Origin of the sequence: Bartonella sp. MM97QHHN (genome assembly GCF_042194285.1) — a bacterium.
GTDB lineage: Bacteria > Pseudomonadota > Alphaproteobacteria > Rhizobiales > Rhizobiaceae > Bartonella.
Window position 1 is genome coordinate 34,163 of the sequence record NZ_JBHIMS010000032.1, and the last position, 22,779, is coordinate 56,941.

Here is a 22,779-nt window from a genome sequence, read left to right on the forward strand (position 1 = left end):
CTCTTCTCAACTCAACTTTTTTGACAGATAATCAAATTCCATTAAAGTCTCAAGCAATCTTTGTAAATCATCAACTTTAACCATATTGGGTCCATCAGAAGGTGCATTATCTGGATCTTGATGTGTTTCTAAAAAAATACCAGCTACCCCAACAGAAACAGCTGCACGCGCTAAAATTTCAACAAATTGACGCTGTCCACCAGATGAAGCCCCCTGCCCCCCAGGTTCTTGAACAGAATGCGTTGCATCAAAAATAACAGGAGCTCCAAATGAACGTAAAATAGGCAACGAACGCATATCAGAAATAAGTCGGTTGTAACCAAATGACGTGCCTCGCTCACAAAGCATAACATTCGGATTACCACTGTAAACAACCTTTTTTAAAACATTCTCCATATCCCACGGCGCTAAAAACTGACCTTTTTTAATGTTAATAACACATTCTGTTTTGGCGGCTGCTACCAAAAGATCTGTTTGACGACATAAAAAAGCCGGTATTTGTAAAATATCAACTGTAGAAGAAACAATTGTACATTGCTCTTCTGTATGCACATCAGTTAATATGGGACAATCAAACTCTTTTTTTAAATCAGAAAAAATAGCCATTGCTTTTTCAAGACCAATGCCACGTGCCGCATTCAAAGAGGTTCTGTTGGCTTTATCGTAACTTGATTTATAAACAAACCTGATACCAAGCTGATCGGTAATTGTTTTAATACGACCAGCCATTTCAAAAGCATGATCACGACTTTCCATCTGACACGGCCCTGCAATTAATGAAAGAGGCATTTCATTTGAAAAAATCATATTTCCAACTTTCACACGTGCATTTGGTTTAGTCATTTTATCCCTCAAAAGCAAAGTAATCCAATTTACGCATTAAACTAATCGACTTTGTTCTACAGCGGCTTCAATAAAAGAAGAAAAAAGCGGATGTGGATCGAAAGGACGAGATTTTAATTCTGGATGATATTGAACACCAATAAACCATGGATGATCTACATATTCTATCGTTTCTGGTAAAATACCATCAGGAGACATCCCAGAAAAAATCAAACCACACTGTTCTAACTTATCCTTATAATCAATATTGACCTCATAACGATGACGATGTCGCTCGACAATCTTGGTCATCCCATAAATTTGAGCAATATGACTCGCTTCTTTTAATTCAGCAGCAAAAGCACCAAGGCGCATTGAACCGCCGAGAGCACCATTTCTTGTACGTTTTTCAAGAACGTCTCCTTTAAGCCATTCTGTCATTAAACCTACAATTGGATTGTCTGTTTCGCAAAACTCACTTGATGAAGCATTCTCAATCTGTGCAATATTGCGCGCAGCTTCTATACAAGCTAATTGCATCCCAAAACAAATCCCTAAAAATGGAACTTTACGCTCTCGCGCAAATTGAATTGCTCGAATCTTCCCTTCTGCCCCTCGTGCCCCAAAAGCACCTGGAACCAAAATTCCATGGGCTTTTTGTAAAGCTGAAACAGAATCTTCTTTTTCAAAAAGCTCCGAATCAATCCACTCAATATTAACCTTCACTCTATTCGCTAAACCACCATGTGCAATCGCTTCAATAAGAGATTTATAAGCATCCTTTAAGCCCGTATATTTTCCTACAACAGCAATCGTAACTTCTCCTTCAGGATGGTGAATACGATGCGTAATATCTTCCCAACGATCCATCTTTGGGGAAGGTGCCGAATCGATTCCAAAAGCGCAAAGAACTTCAGAGTCCAAACCCTCCTTATGGTATGCCATAGGAACATCATAAATTGTTGGCATATCTAATGCCTGAATGACTGCATTGGAGCGAACATTGCAAAAAAGTGATAATTTGCACCGTTCTGTTTCTGGAATAGATCGATCTGCACGTACAAGCAAAATATCAGGAGAAATACCAACTGCTTGCAATTCTTTGACAGAATGTTGTGTTGGTTTCGTTTTTAATTCACCTGCTGAAGGAATATAAGGCATTAATGTGAGATGGACATAAACGACATTTTGTCTCGGTAGCTCATTGCGAAGCTGACGAATCGCTTCTAGAAAAGGCATTGCTTCAATATCACCAACCGTTCCACCTATCTCACACAAAACAAAATCAAATTCTTCATTTTCCATCGTAATGAATCTCTTAATTTCATCTGTAACATGAGGAATAACTTGGACTGTTGCCCCCAAATAATCACCACGCCGCTCTCGTTCAATGATATTGCGATAAATACGCCCTGTTGTAATATTATCTTGGCTATTTGCAGAACGCCCAGTAAAACGCTCATAATGACCAAGATCAAGATCCGTTTCTGCACCATCATCGGTCACAAATACTTCGCCATGTTGATAAGGTGACATCGTACCTGGATCAACATTTAAATAAGGATCAAGTTTGCGAAGACGTACGCGATAGCCACGAGCCTGTAATAACGCTGCTAACGCCGCCGCTGCGATGCCTTTTCCAAGGGAAGAAACCACACCACCAGTAATAAAAACATAACGTGCCATGGGCTTATGGTGATAAGCAATTTATAATGATTTTTCCAGCAAAAAATGCAAAAAGAAACAATTTTTCTTCTAAAATAAAAAAGGCGAAAAAAATCACCTTTTTTAAAAAGTCTATGTTTTCTTAAAAAACTATTTTGTACTGTTATCCGGAACTGTATTTTCAAAAACCTGAGGAACTGGACTTTCTGCTTCAGGATTTGTGGACTGTTTCTGTTCCTGCGGAGAATTCGAAGTGCCTCCTAGCTGTTCAAGAATAGAAGGGGAAGACTCACCATCTGATGATGGGACTGATCCTGAGTCTTTATTGGTAGAATTCTGCTCTGAATTAACCGGTATACGCTTTAAAATATCAGAACTAGAATTTGATATATTACTCACCACGGTAAGTCCAATAGACACAACAAAAAAACAACAGGCTAAAATAGCAGTCAAACGTGTTAAAGGATTTTGAGATCCACGAGTTTTCATCAACCCTGAGCTATTACTCACACCTAACCCACCACCTTCTGAAGGTTGAATTAATATAATACCAACCAAAGTAATCACAATCAAAAAATGAATAACTATAAGTACTGTTTGCATAAACCCTGCTCTTCAAATAACTCTTTAATAGCTATTTACACATAAATAACGCACAATCCAAGGGGAAACTCAAATTTCTCTGCTATAGTTTACGACAAACATCGCAAATTGTTAAAAAATCAATCGCTTTTAAGCTTGCTCCACCTATCAAAGCACCATTAACATGAGCAATGCTTAAAAGCTCAAATGCATTGGATGGCTTTACGGATCCACCATAAAGCAAACGTATCTTATTACCTTCATCACCAAAACGAGAGCGCACCCTATCACGAATGAAATGATGTACTTTTGCAATATCTTCTGGAGTCGCTGTATTGCCGGTGCCTATCGCCCAAACTGGTTCATAAGCGATAATGGTATTCTCTGCTGTTGCATCATCTGGGAGAGATTCTTCAAGCTGCTGCGTGAGAATATCCAGTACTTTATTATTATTACGCTCCTCCAATGTTTCACCAATACATACAAGAGCCACAAGACCTGCTCGCCACGCAGCTTGCACTTTGGCACAGACAATCGCATCATTTTCCTGGTACACTGTACGACGTTCTGAATGCCCAATAATAACATGACTTGCTCCTGCTTCTTTAAGCATAAAAGCTGAAATATCTCCAGTATAAGGACCATGATCATCAAAGTGACAATTTTGTCCTCCCAAAAGGAGATTTTCACCATTCAGCGTATTAGAAGCACGCGATAAAAGCGTTGCTGGAACACAAATTAGGGCTTCAAATAGATGACCTAGATCAGAGCTAACGCCTGTAGCAATAGCACGTAACTCTCCAAGCGATTCACTCGTTCCATTCATTTTCCAATTTCCAGCAAGAAAAGGCCGAATATTTGGAGACATATTTTCACCTCAAGAGCTTTTACAATACATTGTTTATCTGTAGTTACCAAATTATAAAATGAAAGCAAGTCTTTAAAGCTTGCATCTTTCATCTCTTTATTGCAAATTCCATTACAGCTTTGATAATAACTCACATTAAAAATGGACTTGAACAATGCTTGACATCATAAGAAATGCTACAAATTCTTGGATTTTTAGAATTTTCCTTGCTATTTTACTCTTATGCTTCATTCTTTTATGGGGGGTACCGCAGTTACACAAAAAAAGTGAAAGAGATCTTATTACTTCTGGAAAGTCCACAGTAACTGTCGATGATTATCGTCTTGCACTCGCCGATCAAAGCGCACGTTTAGCATATGCTGCTCATCTTGGACGAATGTTTACAACAAATGAAATGCAGCAATACCAAATTCCTGCTTTTGTATTTAATCAATTACAACAAAATGTACTGCTTGATGAACAAGCACGTAAAATGAAAATAAGTCTTTCAAAAGATACAATAGCTCATACGATTGGTTCTGATAAGATGTTCCAGGTAAATGGCACTTTTGATAAAAACTTGTTTTATAACTATCTTCAGCATTTACGTATTAGTGAAAGTGCTTTTCTTAATTATTACACCAAACAAGAAAAGCGTAATCAGCTGATTGCTGCTTTACTTTCTGATATGAAGGCACCAAATCTCTTTTATAAAGCACTTGCTCTTTATCAAGGAGAAATGCGTATTGCTGATTATCTCGTTATTGATCTAAAAGAAAAGAAAACAATTGCTGATCCTGATTACGAAACATTACAAAAATGGTTTGAAACACATCAAAGTCAATTTCGTGCTCCAGAATACCGTACTGTCTCTTTGCTATCTATGGAACTTAATGATTTTGTAAAACCTAAAGATATCTCAACAGATGAGGCGAAAGCCTATTATACACAAAATGCTTCACGTTTTGTAACGCCTGAAAAGCGTACATTCGAAGAACTGCGATTCCCCTCACGCGAAGAAGCCGATAATGCAGCAAAAAAAATAGCTGACGGATTGAGTTTTGATGAACTGGTAAAAGCTGAAAAAAAGACTCTTAATGACATAAAAAAAGGTCCTCTCGCAGAAAACGAACTTCCTAATCATCTGACATCTGAAATTTTTGAACTTCAACAAGGCCAAGTCAGTCCTGTGATAAATGACTTACAGGGACCTGTTCTCATTCGCGTTACGCATATTGAACCTTCAAGCTCTCTTCCTTTTGAAAGTGTAGAAGAAAATATTCGCCAAATACTTGCCAAAAATCGTGCTACTGATGATATCCGTAACAATTATGCTGCCATTGAAAATGCTCGTTTTGAGGGTGCTTCTCTCAAAGAGTTAGCTGACCAATACAAGTTATCTTTGCGCACAATTACTATTGATAAAACGGGAAAAACGCTTGAAGGTGCAATACTCACGGATTTACCTCAAAAAGATATTTTACTGAATGCCATCTATCAATCAAACGAAGGAGTCGATCTTGATCCTCTCTCTTTTCAAAATGGTGGATATCTCTGGTACAAGGTCGATAAAATTATTCCTTCCCGTGATAAGACACTTGAAGAGGCTAAGCTAGATGTTCTTTCTCAATGGAAAAATGAGGAAATCCAACGTCTTCTTGATGAAAAAGCCCAAAATGCTCTCAAACAGCTCACGGAAGGAAAAAGTCTTGTTGCTCTTGCTCATACCCTTGGTGTTACAAAACAAACAACACCAACCCTCCGGCGTCAAGACTCATCTGAAACCCTTGGCGTTGAAGGCATTAAAGCATTATTTTCCGCTCCCAAAGGTCATTATGGCATCATAAAAGGTCCGGTTGCAACAAACCGTATCATTTATCAAATAAAGACTGTAACCATGCCTAAAGATATCACGTCTCATACTCTTTCAACTGAGGTCCGCGCCAATATAGATATGATGATAAGAGAAGATCTCAAGCTAGAAATGCTACAAGTTGCCAATAAAGAACATCCTTTGGAAATTAATAGCACAAATTATAATCAGATCTTTAACACTCTCCAATAAAAAGATTGTGCATAATTTTAAGAACTTATTGATAAAGTTTTCATCAGCTCTTCGTCTATAGTTGAAGAGGTAAGACGGGTTTCTTGTCTGCATATCTTAGGATCAGCGTTTGTATAATGATTCATTTTCTCGCAAAACAGTGCATGTATGGATTTGCGAGAAAATAGTCAATGGAATGTAGAATCGTTTTTGCAATGCATTAAAAAACATTATCCATCCAAAGGTTGTAAAGGTTGCCGCCCATTAAGCTATAAATATCATCCCTATCGTCATTCATTCATAGCTTATCATATTGCTACTCTTAATATTCATTCATAGGGAGCGTATTGCTTCTTCCTTAAATGATTTCATTTACACACCCAACTTATAATAGATAAAAAAACTATTTTTAAAATTCATTATAAAAATGGAGAAATCTTTTTCTATTCAAGACTCTCATTCAATATGAGAAAAAACGAATTATCATTATAAATCAATATATTCATCAATCATAACAGTCATCAATTATGATGTTATAATTTCTCAAAAATAAGAGTTTTTTATAGACTTATAGACTGCTAAGATAACTTCTCTCATAAAATAGAAATTTTATTTCATGTTTTTCTTTCTCTGCATCTCACCCATCCAATACACTGAATAAAACATATTACTGATGAAGAAATACAGCGTATTTTCAAGATCATAAAATTTCTTATTCTTTTGCGTTCATAACAACCAAAACATCAACATTTTTATAACAAAAAAAATGGTTTGGAATCACAATAGCTCCTTTATCTTCATATGAGAAAATCAGTCTACATGTTACGCATTCCAACATAGTAATATTCTTTTACAATATCTTTGGAAAATTGCCGCTTATTGCTGCCCTTGTTATCAACCAATAGCGATACATCAATGGCAAAGTTGCGCTCTCTTGAAAAATTGCTGCCCCCAGCTGTATAGCTTTTTGAAGAGAAGCCGGTACAATGACCAATGGAAGAAAAGCTGGCTTAAGAACTCTCGGTAAAATACAAGAATACTCGTAAAATTGGGTATAATGATCGCGCGATAATGCTACCATAGCTTCAACAATACAACCCTTTTGTTGATCACTGAGACGATGAGATTCCAAAGCTTCCCTATTCACTCCTACAGCCTTTAATATATCAGTGGGTAAATAATATTGATATCGTGATTGCATGAATGATAAAAGACGCAATACACCGCTTAATCCTTGAGAAATCCCTCCGTGTTCATAGATATCTGTAAACTCTTGTGCAGTTTCAGGATCTAATATCTGACAAGAAAGCTGTAAAATTATGCCTGCTGTCTCACCACAATAATGCTCTAGATCATGAAGTGTTTCTATTGGATTGTGATAAAGATCTAAAATTTGCGCATCACAATAACGTAAAAAAGCTGCCTTAGGTAAATTAAAAAGAGTGATTGCTTTTAATAAATCATTCAAAATCGGATTGTTTCCACTCGTTTGCATTTCACCATGAGCAATAGCATCATACCACCAACGTAACCGTATTTCTCCTATGAGTGGATCATGTACACTTTCGCGGATACGAGAAACTTCAGCATTAAATACATAAAGAGCAGCCAATGCTTGGCGCTTTTTTTTAGGTGCAAATAAAACCGATATATAGCGATCACGATCTATGGTACGTAAAATATCAAGACAATAAGGAAGAGAGCCTATCATTCTATGAACCTATTAACGTCCCTTTTTTAGCAATTAAATTAATACCCTCTTTTTATTCATATTAAAAAATGAAGGATAAGCAAATACAGTTCAGAAAATAAGATTTTTAAATGTGTCTCTTAACTGTATTATGAATTAAAATTTCTTTTCTAGTCCCTTTTCGTTTTAGAAAGAAAAAAATTAAATAAATAATTTTTCTGATAAAACTTATCTTATCGGACTTCAAGTTTTCATTTGCAATAAAAAAGCTAAAAACCAATCGTAACATGCATAGTAAAACTTGAACAACAAACAACGCAAAACACTTTTTCAGTGGATAGATGACAATGTTATTTTATAAAAAATGCACTGATCACAAAAACTTTATCAATCATTGACCTCCTCCCCATCCTAAAAGACAAAGGTTCTTACCAACACCAATTTGTAAAAAATCCAATTGCTCTCGGTGCATTTCTGTTACTATAAACGCATTGATTTATAATGATAATTTTGTGTTTTGTATGTTAAATTAGAATCCCAAATATCGTAGATATGCTTTCATTTCAAACCAATTCCATGTTACATCAATAAAAACTATTCCCTTGCACGTCACAAGCGGAACTGGCTTGTAGGTAAAAACTGTATAAGAAAGAATTAAAATGCCTCTTATGAACTGTCTTAAGTGCCAAGAGCTGATCACTCATGTGATTCATTAGGAACTATGAGCAAACTTTGTCCTGAATACTTGCTTCTGTATTTAAAAACACTTAATGTGTTAAGTTATGTATATTCTATACCCTTATATCACCGCCTTAAACGACAGTATTTTACAGCGCAGAAAATAATCACACAAGTCTTTCATGCTAGACCAGAGCCTTTGTTTTATTAAACAATACTCTATTCTACCGCAAATAATAACGCCGCAACAGCGCGATCTTCAGCCAATAAAACATTAAATGTACGCACCGCCGCTCCCGTACTCATTGTATCTGATGAAATACGTTTTTCCCATAAAAGCACCCGTAACTCTTCAGGTAATCGTAATAATTCAATTCCAGTACCTATTAATAAAACTTCGATTTCAGAAGCTTCTTCTAAAATACGAGATATATCCTCTTGAGTGGGAATAGGTCCTGCCATGTCAATGCCATAAATACCTGATGGTACACAAACAATAGAACCTCTATGAGACATATCAGCAAAACGAAATCCACCATTTCCATAAGCATCAATAGGTGCGCGACTTGGAAAATGTGCTTCACGAATTTGAATTGCATCGAACATGAACAAGCACCCTTTATTTTTGAATAATCCAATTGTCTTTGCTACTTCTCACCATAAAATTAAAGGAAGGCTGATACAAACATTGATATCTTAACCATAGCCTAGTATTGAAGTGGAAATTTTATATAAAACCCTAATCTTCTCATACAACAAGTATATGAAAATTCGATAATAAACCGCAATCAAAAGCTATACCTGCTTAAATAAATCTATCTTTTAAAAAGTTTTCTCAGCTTATTTACTCGCAAATTTCTTTTTATAGAAACAATGATCTTGTTTTAAAAACAGAAAAAATTGCGTAATATTCCATAAATAAAACAACTATTTTAATCATCTAAAGAAAACAAAAACTCCATTTTCTGTAGCCACTATAAAAGCCCCTTTTTCAATGAAATTGTCTTGATCTTGCCAAGCTTTTTATAAAAATGCTTAAAAAATGTAATAAACTGCCATTACACCTTAAGATGCATTTTCCTTTGATATAGCTTTTTTCTCTTTAGAGATACTCATATCTTCTTTCGTTGTCGTTTTAGATTTAGACTTTTGTGGTCTTTTTGCTTTAGCATTAAGTTTTGATTTTTTTTCTGCAATCGGCTCACCTTTAACGCGCACATCAGCTAATGTTGAGCGAATAACACGAATATTCATACTCTCACCAATTTCAACCTCTAATTCACCACTCTCGTCGTGAACCTTCGTAACCTTGCCGATAATACCACCACCCGTTATAACTGTATCACCACGACGTACTGCATTAAGCATTTCTTGGCGTTTTTTCATTTGGGCACGCTGTGGACGAATGATAAAAAAATACATAATTGCAAAAATTAAAATGAATGGGACAGCGCTAGCAAATGAAATTCCACCGGAAACATCGCCTGCAACTTGAGCATAAGCGTTCGTAATAAACATTTTTATCTCCTATAGTTAAACCTCAGGTATTTCCCACTCTATTAAAATGAAATTCCGATACAGAAAAAATTCCTAAAGAATTTATCATAAAAAGCAATAACTACATAATCTAATCACAGCTTTACAAAAATACAATAAATCCTTAAGAGGCAGAATACCAAAATACAATGAGAAAAATCTTAAAAAATAGATTCACTTTCCCCTATTGTATATCCTACAATACAAATCTTTTCACTAACTCAATAAATTATACAAGATAATTTTTCTAATGAACAAACTTAATTTATATAGATAATTTATCGTTTTTGATATCAAATGACAGATCTAAATACAATAAAACGCTCTCATTTCAAACCTTCTGAATTAATCAAAACGATTTTCTTGCACGTCACACATATTAAATGAGCCTGTAGATAAAAACTTTTTAAGAAAGGCGTGAAAATATCTTTTTCATGCTTCTCTCAAATGCAAGAGCAATTGAAACACTCAAAGCTGACAAATAGTATGATACTATTGTCTTACACTTTCATAAATACAAAAATGGTAATATTTACCGACCCCAACGAACTACTTTTCTAAAACCAATGATTTTTTGCTGTAATGTCATTGATTTAAGAAAATCAATTATTTTTCATGAATTTTCTATAAACTGTAAGACTATTCAAATGTAAACGTCATCAATAAATTAGTTTTCTAAATATTTAAGGGGATCAACAGGTAATGAATTCTTACGCATCTCAAAATAGACACGTGGCGTTTTAACATTTCCTGAAACACCAGATTTAGCAATCTCATCACCGCGCCTTATCCTTTGTCCTTTGTTAACAACAAGCTTACTATTACATCCATAAATAGTGATAATATCATTTTCATGTCGAATCATCACAACATTACCAAGCTCTTTTAGTCCATCTCCCGCATAAATAACCACACCATTTTCTGCCGCCTTTACCGAAGACCCTTCAGGCACTGCAATATCTATTCCTCGATTCATTACTGTTCCCTTTTTTTGACCGAACTGGCTTAATAAACGCCCTCGTACTGGCCAACGCATCTTAGAAATTCCTGTGGCTTGCGGAGTCGTCATATTATCTGTATTCGTAACAGTACTTGACAAACCAGTCTCATGTTTCAATTGCGTCATCTGTTTAGAAAAATTTTTCTCAGAACTTGATTTGTTCATCTTTGCAGAGGGTGGCGTTGTTACAGGAGCTTTATATATAGGAGAGGACTTCTTGTTTTTTATAGAGGACATCACAGACTGGGATGCAGATTCTGTTGTTGACACTGCCCAATCGTTATTATTGTGTGCATTTGAAGCTGCTAATGTACGCCTGCTTGGAACAACAAGGACCTGACCGATATAAATGGAATTGCTGTTTATACCATTTGCTAATTTTAATGCCTTAACACTAATCCCTACTTGTCGTGCAATACTGAGCAGTGTATCTCCACTCTGGACAATATAAGAATTCCGCCGAAAAATAGGAGATTTATCCATTTGTGAACGAGAAAGTGTTCCAAGATTACGTGGAGGGGAGCCCATAACGCGACCATCAGAAGAAGTTATCCTATCTTGATGTGGAAAATTATAGGGAGAATTGTCATCTCCCCACGAATCATCACCTGATTCCACAGGTGGCAATTCAGTGCTTTGTATCATACCACTACCGTATGATAGCATTCGCGGGTCTGTATACATAGTGCTTGATATATTTGATTGAGATGATACCGTACGATGAGAGAACGTATTGGAAAAACGCTGTGTACCAGAACTACAACCAGCAACAATAGTTACCACCGCTAACAAAGTTATTCTCTGAAAATTATGCTGGAAAATATTATCCAAAGCTTTTAGACACATCGTTTTGCTCACTCATCAATAATCAACTCAATCCATTAAAGCTTTTTTAAATTACCGAAGAGTTAAAATGAGATGTTTTATTCATAAATATCTTTATATAAGATTAAAATGAATTTAACGTAGACAATTTGCAGAAACTTCTTAGCTTTTAAAAATTAAAGTATCTCCGCAATGCCTTTAATAAAAGGTTGGTAACGCACTTGGAACAGTTCTAAACACTCAAATCGACCACCAATTTTTGTATAGCGCGTCACTGTTTGTACCCCTTCGTCAGGTCCTATCGCCTGAATGAGAATTCCATTTTCAGCTAAAAGTTCTAAAAATTCCTTTGGTTCATCAAAACGTGATGGCCAAATAAGAATGCGATCAAATGATCCTAAGCCTGTCACGCTATGACTTCCATCAATCTGCCGTATAACAATATTTTCAATTCCTAAAGTTTGAAATTTTTGGCGTGCTAAATCAACAAGCGTTTTATAACGATCAATCGTTGTCACACGGTCACTCAGACATGCCATAAGAGCAGTACAAAAACCAGATCCTGTACCAATTTCTAAGACACGATGCCTTTTTTTTAACGATAATGCCGAAAGAATTAAGAGTTGTTCTTCCAAACGTTCCATATATTCACCACACTCAAGGGGAATAACTTTATTATCATAAGCACTATTGAACCAAGGAGCAGCAACAAACTGTTGACGCGGAATTTTCTCTAATGCCGAAAAAAATCGCACGTCATCAATGCCTTTGCTACGCATTTTCAGTACAAGAGCGGCTAACTCCTCACGAAATTGTAAAATACCCTTTTGCCCCATAGTATCATTCAATCTCCAATGGAGGTACACTTTTATCACACTGACAAACTGCTTCTTTTAAAATGGCAAAAACTTGCGTCTGTGTATCATCACCTCTTGGCAATAAACGCATATTGTCTCTCCTTTCGTAAAATTAAGCAGTAATACAGCGCATGCCTCCCATATAAGGTTGTAAAACATCTGGAATAATAATTGATCCATCAGCCTGTTGATAATTTTCAAGTACGGCAATAAGACAACGTCCAACAGCCGTACCAGAACCATTAAGGCTATGAACAAAATGCAATTTTTTATCGCCGTCTTTACGATAGCGCGCATTCATACGACGACCTTGAAAATCTCCACAAACTGAACAGCTAGAAATTTCACGATAACATTCTTGACCAGGAAGCCAAACCTCAATGTCATAGGTTTTACGCGCTGCAAACCCCATATCACCCGTAGAAAGAACCACTGTGCGAAAAGGCAAACCAAGCCGTTTTAATATATCTTCTGCACATTCCGTCATACGTTCCAATTCAATTAAAGACTGCTCTTCACTGGTAATCGAGACCATTTCAACTTTCCAAAATTGATGCTGACGTAACATACCGCGCGTATCACGACCGGCTGCTCCCGCCTCTGAACGAAAACAGGGAGATAAAGAAGAAAATCGCAGTGGTAAATCTGATATTTCAAGAATTTCATCGTTGACCAAATTGGTTAATGGCACTTCTGCTGTGGAAATAAGCCATCGACCATCTGTTGTACGAAAAAGGTCTTCAGCAAATTTCGGTAATTGTGCTGCTCCGTAAACAATCTCATCACGAACAAGAAGAGGTGTTGAGACTTCTGTGTAACCATTCTCATTGACATGCACATCAAGCATAAATTGGCCTAATGCTCGTTCTAGCCGTGCTAACGCCCCTGAAAGTACTGTAAAACGTGTTCCAGACAAACGACTAGCTCGTTCAAAATTCATCTGTTTGAGATCTTGACCAAGATCAAAATGTTCCTTTGGTGTAAAATTAAATGTTGGAGGTGTACCAAAATGTCGAATGACGACATTATCACTTTCATCTTTACCTTCTGGAACATCATCTAATGGAATATTTGGAAGTGCTGAAAGAAGTTTCTCAAGACTCTCCGTCAGTTGTTTTTCTTCCACTGTTGCAGAGGAAAGAAAAGCTTTAATCTCTTCAACTTCAGCTCTAAGACGTTCAGCCATTTGCTGATCAGATACAGCCAAAGCCTGTCCTATTTCCTTTGAAACAGCATTGCGACGTTCCTGCGCCAATTGCACCTTAGCAATATGCGACCGACGTGCAAGATCAAGTTGTATTAACCTTTCAGCTTGTGGCTCAAGACCTCTACTTACGAGTGCTTTATCTAATTTCTCAGGATTGTCACGAATCCACTTAATATCAAGCATAAAAATTCCTCATTTATATTGTTTTTATTCATTCCTTATCGCATAAGATTATACACTTTTCTTAAGCGGATTTTCTTCTCTTTTCTATACTGTAAGCAATTAAAATTGAAATCTCGTAAAGTGCTATCGTTGGTAAAGCCACTGCAAACATCGTAAAAAAATCCGACGGCGTTATGATTGCCGCAATGATAAAAGAGAGCAAAATAGTCCATTTTCGTTTAGAAACCAAATCATGAGACGTTAAAAATCCAATTTTTGTTAAAAGACTGATGACAAGAGGTAATTGAAAAATCAAACCAAAAATTAGGATAAATGATGTCATAAAGCCCAAATAATCAGAAATACGCACTATAAACTCTATTTTTAAATGAACATCTGGAAGAAATTGTTGAGAAAGGCTAAACCATAGTATTATTGGCGCTAATAGACCATAAACAAACGCTCCCCCAATACAAAATAAAATAGGCCCCCCAATGAGAAATGGTAAAAAAGCCATCCGCTCATTTTTATAAAGCCCTGGTGCAATAAAACTATAAAACTGAAAAGCCGTATAGGGAAAAGATAAAATAATTCCCCCAAAAGCAGAAAGTTTCATCTTCGTTAAAAAAGTTTCCCATACTTGCGTTGATTGCAAACGAATACCCTCAGGGTTACCCCCTGCTATTTTCATTGCCCACTGATATGGCCATAGTAAAAAATTTAAGATATAATCTTTAACAAGAAAACACATCATAAAAGCGATCATAAATGCAACCAAAGCAGAAATAATTCGCTGACGAAGTTCAATTAAATGTTCTAAAAGTGGAGTCATATTAGCATCAACTTCATCTTTTTTTACATTCATGACACATCTTCTTTTTTTTATCTTTAGGAGAAACAAAAATGTTTTCAGAATGATGAGAAGCTATAGAAACTGTCATATCTTTCTTGATTACCTTTTGATCACATTCCAAAATTTCTTTATCTTTTTTAAATTTATGATGTGTTTCCTTAACATCCCAATTATCGTGGATATCCTCTAATATATTTTGAGTGGGATCAAAAGTTTCTGCCAACTTCTTGCTTGAATCGCTAATATCCGAACATACTTTTTGCAAATCATCGCGCTCGATTTGTCTTATTGCATCATCAAACTGATGACGAAGTTCATTTGCTGTTGAATACACATACGCTCTTATCTTTGCTACTGTCTTTAATATTTTAGGTAAATCTTTTGGTCCAACGACAATGATGAGAACAAGTAAGATTACGATAAACTCTGGTCCGTCAATCCCAAACATCTCTTAATTCGACTTTCTCATCAAAAAATATTGCACAATGATGATTGCGTTTTTGTTACTGTTTTTTAGCAACAGATGTTTTGCTTTTTTTAGAAGCAGAAGAAACCTTTCTGCGCGCTGTTGCATGTTTTACCGATAACGGCTGAGATTGTTGAGATTCTACATCAATCATTTGGGAACTAGGAGCCATTTCAACTTTATCCTCAATGCTATCATCTTCTTCCTTCATATTTTTTTTGAAGGCTTTAATTCCTTTAGCAACATCGCCCATTAATTCAGAAATTTTACCGCGACCGAAAAGCACAAAGATAATCAATAAAATTATAATTAAATGCGTTGGTGAAAAAATATTACCCATTATTCTCTCTAACTTTATGCTTTTAAATTTGATTTCATTTATTCATGCTTCCTCTGAAGAATGTATCAAATATAATATCTTACTTATATATTTTCTTCTTAACTTAAAAGCAATTACACGCTTTTATTGCAAAAAGAACTTTTTATCCTCTCATCCTTTTTTAGCGTATTATAACACAAACCATTCAAAAATGATAAACCACTTCATACAAAGTTCAAAACACTTAAAAACTTTTCTAAAATAACTTCATCTGATCTCTTAGGTTACTCATCTTCCTGTAAATACTATAGCCAATGTCTTTCCTTTTAAACAATGTTGTACGTATCATTACAAACATTTCCGCCAAATTATCCTTTACTGATAAAAATCATAACATGCTGTAAAACATTTTACGTGTTCAATTAAAAAAATCAGAAAGAAAAATCTCTAAAAAACTTTCTTAACACATCATCGGTCTCTTCAAAAACGATCATCTTACGCACAACATTTATTCTTTGCGTTGGGGTAGGAATTTTATCATCCATTATTCCATATACAATACGAAATATGAGCCATCATCGTATTTAATTAACTATCTGTCGTGTAAATAAAAACTATTAGCGGAAAGAGTAAAAATGTACTTTATGAACCAACTCAAGTGCCAAAAGGTATGGCAATACTGCTAAAAAATAAAAAAGGTACCAGCTTGTGCCTTTATTCAGTAAAATACCTCCATATAACCAGCTCTCTAAGCCACGGCATGCTCTAACTATTACAAGTCTCCGGATTCTGGGCATGCGTTCTCATAATATCATGTGTTTAACCTATCTCAGTATTGAAACCAGAATGGGCATTAATAGAAAATTATATTCAATCAAAAGCATGGAATCGAAGCATAATTCATGTAAAAAGAATTTCTTATCCTCGCCTTTTTTATAAGATTTCCTTATAAAGCCGCTCGATAATACAGTGTTAGAGATAAATAAACCTATTTACTTTAGTTTAAAATTCTCATTTTATTGAAATAGCTTGCAGAGTGCATATCAATTTTCAAAAGTTTTATTTTAGCGTCATACACAATAACCTAGCCATTTAGCGTGTATAATGTAAAGCTTTGGCTCCGCTTAAAGCAATGAGATTCATTCATACTTTTACAAAAATCTATCACTATAACACCAGCACTTTATTGCTCTCTCCATAATTTTACGCTCGCTAAAAAACTGATCAATGTAACAATGTTTTTATCAAGCATTTGAAATTCTTTAATCTTTAAACAAGCAAATTTATGAATGAATTTGAAAGATACCCTTCAATTTTTCAACAAACTTCACTAATATTCTCGTTAATTGAGTGTTTTTTATAGTTTTCCTAAAAGAGTCCGCGATCATAAAAAATTCTCTTACAACATAAATATCTCTATTGAAATGTTTGATCTCTTCTTGTCTATCTTTCATATAAAAAAATTAAAATTTTAACGATTAATCTCATTATATAAAAATAGCTCTGTGAATAAATGCTCCCATAACATTAATATTTTTTCTGTAGTGTATAATTGGGGGGTGAGGGCATTGTTTGATTTCTACAAGAGTATTTTTATGGATATCAATTCTATTATTCTATGCTAATAATCCGGTACAGTTATACATAATGATAGAGTTTACTCCATGAATTATCGGCATATTTATCATGCTGGCAATTTTGCTGATGTTTTTAAACACATTATTGTCACTCGCATTGTAGAATATCTCAAACGCAAAGAAAAAGCTTTTCGCGTTATAGATACGCATGCTGGAATCGGTATTTATGACCTTTCTTCTTTAGAAGCACATAAAACAGGAGAGTGGCGCGAAGGTGTCCAACGACTTTTTTCAACTCCTATCCCAGAAGATTTAAAAACACTCCTTTGTCCATGGTGTGACATCATTGATGCCCTCAATAAAGGGGAAAAAGAAATTGTATTTTATCCTGGATCTCCTGTTCTTATTCGTCAATTATTACGGAAACAAGATCGCCTCACCGCAATAGAATTGCACAATGAAGATTATCATATTTTAGCAAAAAACTTTGCAGGAGATTATCAGACAAAAGTTCTGCATTTAGATGGTTGGCTTTCCTTAAATGCTCATGTACCACCAAAAGAAAAACGTGGGTTTATCCTTGTTGACCCTCCCTTTGAAAAAGCTGGTGAGTTTTCCCGCCTTATTGAGGGATTAACGAAAGCCTATCGTCGCTTTTCTGGAGGGATCTACGCTTTATGGTATCCTGTTAAATATGACAAAGAAATTGAAAGTTTTCTTCACGCGCTTTATCAAACCGGAATTCCTAAGATTCTACAGCTTGAAATGCGTATCCGAAAAAGTTCAAGTCCACCGACAATGAATGGAAGTGGTATGATTATTATTAACCCTCCCTACCTTTTGGAAGAAGAAATGAAAAAACTCAGCCCCTTTCTTATCAACCGTCTTGGACAAGATGAAAATGCCAAAATAACTCATAAGTGGCTTCAAAAAGAACATCTATTATTTTAGATCTTTCTCTGATATTTTTCCTAAATCAAATATCATGTTGTAAGATATAAAGACTTTGAATGATAAAGTTCTTTGAATAATACCAACATATTATAGTAGTAAGCTAATAACGATCAGCGTGAATTATTTTTTTAGAAAGCCTATCCTCTTAATCATTATGGATTTCTTATTTCAATCATTTTAATGGATAAATTAGGCAAATTCATAAAGCTGTTTTAGAATAACAACTCTCATATTTTTTATGAAAGATCGGCTCTCTAAAATCATACTCTTATGTTATAAGATATTATTTATAGAAAAAAATTATAAAGACATGAATAATCATTATTTAATAAAAAAGAATATTTCATATATTAAACAAACAACATATTCGTAATAAACGGAATGGTCCTGAAAAATAATACAAATTATCCGCAAAATGAACGGGAAAATCTTTCTTTTCTCTCTAATATTACATGGCATAATGCCAATCAAAGCAATGAGAAAGATCAATTCCAGGGTATCAAGTTCATACAAGAGTTTGTTAGACACCTTCCGCATAAGCCTGGGGTTTACCGGATGATTGGTGAAAATGGTGATATTCTTTATGTTGGCAAAGCCCGTAATCTCAAAAAACGTGTTTCAAACTATACACGTGAACAAGGACACAATAATCGTATTACCCGCATGATTCGTGCAACATATCATATGGAATTTATCGTCACCCATACAGAAACAGAAGCACTCCTTTTAGAAGCCAATCTCATCAAAAGATTGCATCCACATTTTAATGTACTCCTGCGTGATGATAAAAGTTTCCCTTATATTATGATTACAGATGATCATCGAGTGCCTGCACTTTACAAACATCGTGGTGCTCGAACACGAAAAGCTCACTATTTTGGTCCTTTTGCTTCTGCTGGTGCAGTGACACAAACAGTTCATGTTTTACAACGCGCCTTTTTATTACGAACCTGTACTGATTCAGTTTTTGAAAACCGTACACGCCCCTGTTTGCTTTATCAAATTAAGCGATGTTCTGCACCTTGTACTCATGAAATTAGTGACAGTGATTATAAAGAACTGGTGAAAGGAGCAAAAGCGTTCCTTTCGGGAAAAGATCAATCTATTAAAAGCGATATGGTTCAAGCTATGCATAAAGCCGCAGAAAATCTTGATTTTGAACAAGCAGCTTCCTATCGTGACCGCTTATCAGCCCTTTCTCACATACAAAGCCATCAAGGTATTAATCCTCAAACGATAAAAGAAGCGGATGTATTTGCAATTGCGCAAAAAGAAGGAATGACTTGTATTCAAGTGTTCTTTTTTCGCATGGGGCAAAATTGGGGAAACCGTGCCTATTTTCCTAAAGCAGATCCCTCTTTTTCCCGCACTGAAATTTTAGCGAGTTTTCTTGCCCAATTTTACGATAATAAACCACTTCCCAAAAGTATCCTTTTATCTGAAGAAATTGAAGAAAAAGCACTTCTTACAGAAGCATTTAGTCTCAAAGCAAACCACAAAGTATCCCTCTCTTTACCCAAACAAGGTGAACGGAAAACTCTTGTTAATCGTGCCTATCTCAATGCTCATGAAGCACTTGAACATAAGCTTTCTGAAACAGCCACCCATACAAAATTGCTTCAAGGTCTTGCTAAAACATTCCAACTACCTTTTCCTCCACGCCGGATAGAAGTCTATGACAATTCTCATATCATGGGAACAAATGCTGTAGGGGCTATGATTGTTGCTGGTCAAATGGGATTTATTAAAAATCAATATCGAAAATTCAACATTCGCTCAACAGATATCACGCCTGGCGATGATTTTGGCATGATGAAAGAAGTGATTAAACGAAGATTTTCACGCCTTATCAAAGAGTATGATCTGCCAAATAGAAGTCATGACATAAAAGATGATGATCTTTTTCCCATTTGGCCTGACCTTATCTTAATCGATGGTGGTGAAGGACAAATCAACAGCGTACATGAAATACTTGCTGAGTTACAATTAAATGATCTCTTCACAGTTGTTGGAATCGCCAAAGGTGTTGACCGTCATGCGGGACGTGAAAGATTTTTTATAAAAGGTATTTCCCCCTTTACACTTCCTCCACGTGATCCTATCCTCTATTTTTTGCAACGTCTGCGTGATGAAGCACACCGTTTTGCGATTGGAACTCATAGGATAAAACGAAAAAAAGCAACATTCAAAAACCCACTTGATGAAATCGAAAATATCGGTCCGACAAGAAAGCGTGCGTTGCTTCATCATTTTGGAAGTGCCAAAGTTGTTGCTAGTGCCTCATTTGAAGATTTAAAAAAAGTTACGGGAATCTCTATGACAATTGCACAAAAAATTCATAACCATTTTCATGAAAAATAGGCTTGTTTCATAACCTTCGCCTTGTTACGTTTAGGAAATATATTCTCTTTCACAAGAATTAAAAATGGCTCCATGAAAAATCATACTTTTTCTTTTCCAAATATTTTAACTTATGCACGAATTGTTGCAGTCCCAATGGTTGTTGCATGCTTTTTTTTAGAAGGGCGACTACAATCAAGTGATATCACTCGCTGGATTGCTGTTTCCATTTTTATCGTTGCATCCATTACTGACTTTCTTGACGGTTACCTTGCTCGTATTTGGGAACAAACATCCAATATTGGTCGCATGTTAGATCCAATCGCCGATAAACTTCTCGTCTCTGCTTGTCTTCTCTTGCTTGCCGCAGACAGTACCATCGCTGGGTGGACACTATGGGCAGCTATTATCATTCTTTGCAGAGAAATTCTTGTATCAGGATTACGTGAATATTTGGCTGAGTTAAAAGTTAGTGTTCCTGTCTCTCGTCTTGCAAAATGGAAAACTTTTGTACAGATGATCGCTATTGTATTTCTTTTAGCTGGACCAGCCGGTAATAAAATTTTCCCTTACACAGTAGAGTTTGGCATTACTATGCTGTGGATTTCTGCCCTCCTTACATTGTGGACAGGGTGGGATTATTTTCGTGCAGGTTTAAAACACGTTATCCTATGAATAGTATGGAATTTTATAATGATGATTTATCTTTTTGTACTTAAATAAGAGATGAGAATAGCATAAGATTGATTTATTTTAAATCTATTAATGATAAATCAATAAAACACTTTTTTGCACATTTCAGAAAACAGTAAATAGGCTTTATATTTTCGTAAAAGCAGCTGCAATATTAAAAGCTAAAAAAACGATTAATGCTCCATATGCTTTCAAAAAAATCTATAATCTCATAAGCAAAAAACCGAAATATAGTGTTTCGGATTTTTGCTTCTTATATACGCTTTATTATTATAAACGCTTTATTAACCAACAATTTCTACCTCAGAAAACCAAAAGGCGATTTCTGTTTTTGCCGTTTCAGCACTATCGGATCCATGGACAGAATTTTCGCCAATCGATAAAGCATGAACCTTACGAATTGTCCCTTCTTCTGCATCACTAGGATTCGTAGCCCCCATTACTTCACGGTTTTTAGCTATTGCATTTTCACCTTCCAAAACTTGTACAACGGTTGGACCAGAAGACATGAATTCAACCAATTCACTAAAAAAAGGACGTTCTTTATGAACAGCATAAAATTTTTCAGCCTCACGTCTGCTCATCCAGACACGTTTAGACGCAATAACACGTAGCTCCGCATCCTCAAGCATTTTAGTAATTGCGCCAGTCAAATTACGACGGGTTGCGTCTGGTTTAATCATCGAAAAAGTACGCTCTAAAGCCATTTAACCACCTTTATTTCATTTATAATATTCTCTAGCCATTTCTATAGCGAGCAAGGAGCCCTTTGCCAAGTGACTCTGCAAAAATCTACACAAATTCTCAAAAACATAGAATAAATTATAAAGAAAACTTTAATACAAATACCTGCAATTGCTTATCCCATCATAAAGATGCGCTACCGAATCTCAATAAATATTGAATCTTCTTTCATAATCTTAAATGCTTCCTATCAAAATTATCATTGAAATCAATCAAAAAATAACCATATAATTAGAAACTATAGCGTACACCTAAAATACCCTGAAGGGACTGTTTTGTTTTACGCCCTTTAATATAATGTGCCTCACCATATAACTTTAACTTCTCACTCACTAAACTGCTTAAACCTATTCCTAATTTACCTGCATTCCCCGATAAGTCAGTGGTAAATGGATGGCGTTGATTAATTAACGTTTGATTGTCATCTTTATTCTCACGCAACCATGCTGCTGTAATATACGCAAGCGATGAGGAATCTATGTGAGAACCAAATTCATATCCTAAAGATAAGCCAACCTCACTGCGTAATGAAGTGAATGGACGCATGTCACCTGTCATGTCATTCGATAACTTGATTTCTTTACCCTCAACTTGTAACCATGTAAATTGTCCATAAGGCTGTAACCAACTGTTCTTTGACGTCTTAAGTCGATAACCAGCTTCAAAGGAAGTTCCCAATGCCCTNCAAGGTATGATTGTCATCTTTATTCTCACGCAACCATGCTGCTGTAATATACGCAAGTGATGAGGAATCTATGCGAGAACCAAATTCATATCCTAAAGATAAGCCAACCTCACTGCGTAATGAAGTGAATGGACGCATGTCACCTGTCATGCCATTCGATAACTTGATTTCTTTACCCTCAACTTGTAACCATGTAAATTGTCCATAAGGCTGTAACCAACTGTTCTTTGACG

19 protein-coding genes and 1 pseudogene are annotated in these 22,779 nt (G+C 35.6%); 4 read left to right on the forward strand and 16 right to left on the reverse strand.

Features of this window, described 5'->3' with window-relative positions; all coding sequences use genetic code 11:
• Positions 1 to 6: 6 nt before the first annotated feature.
• The 4 genes from kdsA to tpiA all read right to left on the reverse strand — a co-directional run bounded on the left by kdsA (position 7) and on the right by tpiA (position 3,937).
• Positions 7 to 843, reverse strand: coding sequence for a 3-deoxy-8-phosphooctulonate synthase (kdsA, locus tag ACFIJW_RS01850; RefSeq protein WP_375633087.1), 837 nt, complete (start codon positions 841 to 843; stop codon positions 7 to 9).
• Between the two features lie 36 nt (positions 844 to 879).
• Entirely contained in the window at positions 880 to 2,508 is a 1,629-nt protein-coding gene (locus tag ACFIJW_RS01855) for a CTP synthase (RefSeq protein ID WP_375633089.1), read from the reverse strand.
• Positions 2,509 to 2,637: 129 nt separating this feature from the next.
• Positions 2,638 to 3,090: a preprotein translocase subunit SecG gene (gene secG, locus ACFIJW_RS01860; protein ID WP_375633091.1), complete on the reverse strand. Its 453-nt coding sequence runs from the start codon at positions 3,088 to 3,090 to the stop codon at positions 2,638 to 2,640.
• Between the two features lie 82 nt (positions 3,091 to 3,172).
• On the reverse strand, positions 3,173 to 3,937 hold the full coding sequence (gene tpiA / locus ACFIJW_RS01865) for a triose-phosphate isomerase (RefSeq protein WP_375620758.1): 765 nt from the start codon (positions 3,935 to 3,937) through the stop codon (positions 3,173 to 3,175).
• 154 nt (positions 3,938 to 4,091) lie between these two features.
• On the opposite strand from tpiA, the gene ACFIJW_RS01870 reads away from it, so the two are divergent.
• Positions 4,092 to 5,981, forward strand: coding sequence for a peptidyl-prolyl cis-trans isomerase (locus ACFIJW_RS01870; RefSeq protein WP_375633093.1), 1,890 nt, complete (start codon positions 4,092 to 4,094; stop codon positions 5,979 to 5,981).
• Positions 5,982 to 6,810: 829 nt separating this feature from the next.
• Here ACFIJW_RS01870 and ACFIJW_RS01875 read toward each other — a convergent pair.
• From ACFIJW_RS01875 to tatA, 9 genes are all read right to left on the reverse strand, one after another.
• Complete coding sequence (locus ACFIJW_RS01875; protein ID WP_375633095.1) at positions 6,811 to 7,671, reverse strand: phytoene/squalene synthase family protein; 861 nt, start codon at positions 7,669 to 7,671, stop codon at positions 6,811 to 6,813.
• 876 nt (positions 7,672 to 8,547) lie between these two features.
• On the reverse strand, positions 8,548 to 8,934 hold the full coding sequence (locus ACFIJW_RS01880; RefSeq protein WP_375633097.1) for an Mth938-like domain-containing protein: 387 nt from the start codon (positions 8,932 to 8,934) through the stop codon (positions 8,548 to 8,550).
• 459 nt (positions 8,935 to 9,393) lie between these two features.
• Positions 9,394 to 9,846 carry a preprotein translocase subunit YajC gene (gene yajC, locus ACFIJW_RS01885; RefSeq protein ID WP_375633099.1) on the reverse strand — a complete coding sequence of 151 codons (453 nt, stop codon included), beginning with the start codon at positions 9,844 to 9,846 and terminating at the stop codon, positions 9,394 to 9,396.
• Positions 9,847 to 10,531: 685 nt separating this feature from the next.
• Positions 10,532 to 11,710 (reverse strand): peptidoglycan DD-metalloendopeptidase family protein, encoded by a 1,179-nt coding sequence (locus tag ACFIJW_RS01890; protein WP_375633101.1) that lies wholly within the window; start codon positions 11,708 to 11,710, stop codon positions 10,532 to 10,534.
• 155 nt (positions 11,711 to 11,865) lie between these two features.
• Positions 11,866 to 12,525, reverse strand: a complete 660-nt coding sequence (locus ACFIJW_RS01895) for a protein-L-isoaspartate(D-aspartate) O-methyltransferase (protein WP_375633103.1) — start codon at positions 12,523 to 12,525, stop codon at positions 11,866 to 11,868.
• Positions 12,526 to 12,658: 133 nt separating this feature from the next.
• Positions 12,659 to 13,936 carry a serine--tRNA ligase gene (serS, locus tag ACFIJW_RS01900; protein WP_375633105.1) on the reverse strand — a complete coding sequence of 426 codons (1,278 nt, stop codon included), beginning with the start codon at positions 13,934 to 13,936 and terminating at the stop codon, positions 12,659 to 12,661.
• A 61-nt stretch (positions 13,937 to 13,997) separates the two neighbouring features.
• Positions 13,998 to 14,780, reverse strand: a complete 783-nt coding sequence (gene tatC / locus ACFIJW_RS01905; protein ID WP_375633107.1) for a twin-arginine translocase subunit TatC — start codon at positions 14,778 to 14,780, stop codon at positions 13,998 to 14,000.
• Complete coding sequence (locus ACFIJW_RS01910) at positions 14,761 to 15,216, reverse strand: twin-arginine translocase subunit TatB (RefSeq protein ID WP_375633109.1); 456 nt, start codon at positions 15,214 to 15,216, stop codon at positions 14,761 to 14,763. Before ACFIJW_RS01910 ends, tatC begins: the two co-directional genes overlap by 20 nt.
• A 55-nt stretch (positions 15,217 to 15,271) precedes the next feature.
• Positions 15,272 to 15,574 (reverse strand): twin-arginine translocase TatA/TatE family subunit, encoded by a 303-nt coding sequence (gene tatA / locus ACFIJW_RS01915; RefSeq protein ID WP_375633111.1) that lies wholly within the window; start codon positions 15,572 to 15,574, stop codon positions 15,272 to 15,274.
• A gap of 1,643 nt (positions 15,575 to 17,217) precedes the next feature.
• Here tatA and ACFIJW_RS01920 point away from each other — a divergent pair.
• The 3 genes from ACFIJW_RS01920 to pgsA all read left to right on the forward strand — a co-directional run bounded on the left by ACFIJW_RS01920 (position 17,218) and on the right by pgsA (position 21,099).
• The gene (locus ACFIJW_RS01920) at positions 17,218 to 18,081 is read left to right on the forward strand and encodes a 23S rRNA (adenine(2030)-N(6))-methyltransferase RlmJ (protein WP_375633113.1); all 864 of its coding nucleotides are present in this window, start codon (positions 17,218 to 17,220) and stop codon (positions 18,079 to 18,081) included.
• 384 nt (positions 18,082 to 18,465) lie between these two features.
• Complete coding sequence (gene uvrC / locus ACFIJW_RS01925) at positions 18,466 to 20,445, forward strand: excinuclease ABC subunit UvrC (protein ID WP_375633114.1); 1,980 nt, start codon at positions 18,466 to 18,468, stop codon at positions 20,443 to 20,445.
• 72 nt (positions 20,446 to 20,517) lie between these two features.
• Positions 20,518 to 21,099 (forward strand): CDP-diacylglycerol--glycerol-3-phosphate 3-phosphatidyltransferase, encoded by a 582-nt coding sequence (pgsA, locus tag ACFIJW_RS01930; protein ID WP_273723320.1) that lies wholly within the window; start codon positions 20,518 to 20,520, stop codon positions 21,097 to 21,099.
• 302 nt (positions 21,100 to 21,401) lie between these two features.
• Here pgsA and ndk read toward each other — a convergent pair whose 3' ends face one another.
• From ndk to ACFIJW_RS01945, 3 genes and pseudogenes are all read right to left on the reverse strand, one after another.
• Complete coding sequence (gene ndk / locus ACFIJW_RS01935; protein ID WP_375633115.1) at positions 21,402 to 21,824, reverse strand: nucleoside-diphosphate kinase; 423 nt, start codon at positions 21,822 to 21,824, stop codon at positions 21,402 to 21,404.
• A gap of 268 nt (positions 21,825 to 22,092) precedes the next feature.
• Positions 22,093 to 22,542, reverse strand: a pseudogene (locus tag ACFIJW_RS01940) (autotransporter outer membrane beta-barrel domain-containing protein); the annotation flags it as partial.
• Positions 22,523 to 22,779: autotransporter outer membrane beta-barrel domain-containing protein (locus ACFIJW_RS01945; RefSeq protein WP_375633116.1), on the reverse strand; the 257-nt coding region annotated here is incomplete at its 5' end. The gene ACFIJW_RS01945 and the pseudogene ACFIJW_RS01940, both read right to left, overlap by 20 nt.

Coding starts and splice junctions, on each gene's coding strand:
- kdsA (WP_375633087.1), bottom strand. CDS start 843: ATGACTAAACCAAATGCACGTGTGAAAGTTGGAAATATGATTTTTTCA.
- ACFIJW_RS01855 (WP_375633089.1), bottom strand. CDS start 2,508: ATGGCACGTTATGTTTTTATTACTGGTGGTGTGGTTTCTTCCCTTGGA.
- secG (WP_375633091.1), bottom strand. CDS start 3,090: ATGCAAACAGTACTTATAGTTATTCATTTTTTGATTGTGATTACTTTG.
- tpiA (WP_375620758.1), bottom strand. CDS start 3,937: ATGTCTCCAAATATTCGGCCTTTTCTTGCTGGAAATTGGAAAATGAAT.
- ACFIJW_RS01870 (WP_375633093.1), top strand. CDS start 4,092: ATGCTTGACATCATAAGAAATGCTACAAATTCTTGGATTTTTAGAATT.
- ACFIJW_RS01875 (WP_375633095.1), bottom strand. CDS start 7,671: ATGATAGGCTCTCTTCCTTATTGTCTTGATATTTTACGTACCATAGAT.
- ACFIJW_RS01880 (WP_375633097.1), bottom strand. CDS start 8,934: ATGTTCGATGCAATTCAAATTCGTGAAGCACATTTTCCAAGTCGCGCA.
- yajC (WP_375633099.1), bottom strand. CDS start 9,846: ATGTTTATTACGAACGCTTATGCTCAAGTTGCAGGCGATGTTTCCGGT.
- ACFIJW_RS01890 (WP_375633101.1), bottom strand. CDS start 11,710: ATGTGTCTAAAAGCTTTGGATAATATTTTCCAGCATAATTTTCAGAGA.
- ACFIJW_RS01895 (WP_375633103.1), bottom strand. CDS start 12,525: ATGGGGCAAAAGGGTATTTTACAATTTCGTGAGGAGTTAGCCGCTCTT.
- serS (WP_375633105.1), bottom strand. CDS start 13,936: ATGCTTGATATTAAGTGGATTCGTGACAATCCTGAGAAATTAGATAAA.
- tatC (WP_375633107.1), bottom strand. CDS start 14,780: ATGAATGTAAAAAAAGATGAAGTTGATGCTAATATGACTCCACTTTTA.
- ACFIJW_RS01910 (WP_375633109.1), bottom strand. CDS start 15,216: ATGTTTGGGATTGACGGACCAGAGTTTATCGTAATCTTACTTGTTCTC.
- tatA (WP_375633111.1), bottom strand. CDS start 15,574: ATGGGTAATATTTTTTCACCAACGCATTTAATTATAATTTTATTGATT.
- ACFIJW_RS01920 (WP_375633113.1), top strand. CDS start 17,218: ATGAATTATCGGCATATTTATCATGCTGGCAATTTTGCTGATGTTTTT.
- uvrC (WP_375633114.1), top strand. CDS start 18,466: ATGGTCCTGAAAAATAATACAAATTATCCGCAAAATGAACGGGAAAAT.
- pgsA (WP_273723320.1), top strand. CDS start 20,518: ATGAAAAATCATACTTTTTCTTTTCCAAATATTTTAACTTATGCACGA.
- ndk (WP_375633115.1), bottom strand. CDS start 21,824: ATGGCTTTAGAGCGTACTTTTTCGATGATTAAACCAGACGCAACCCGT.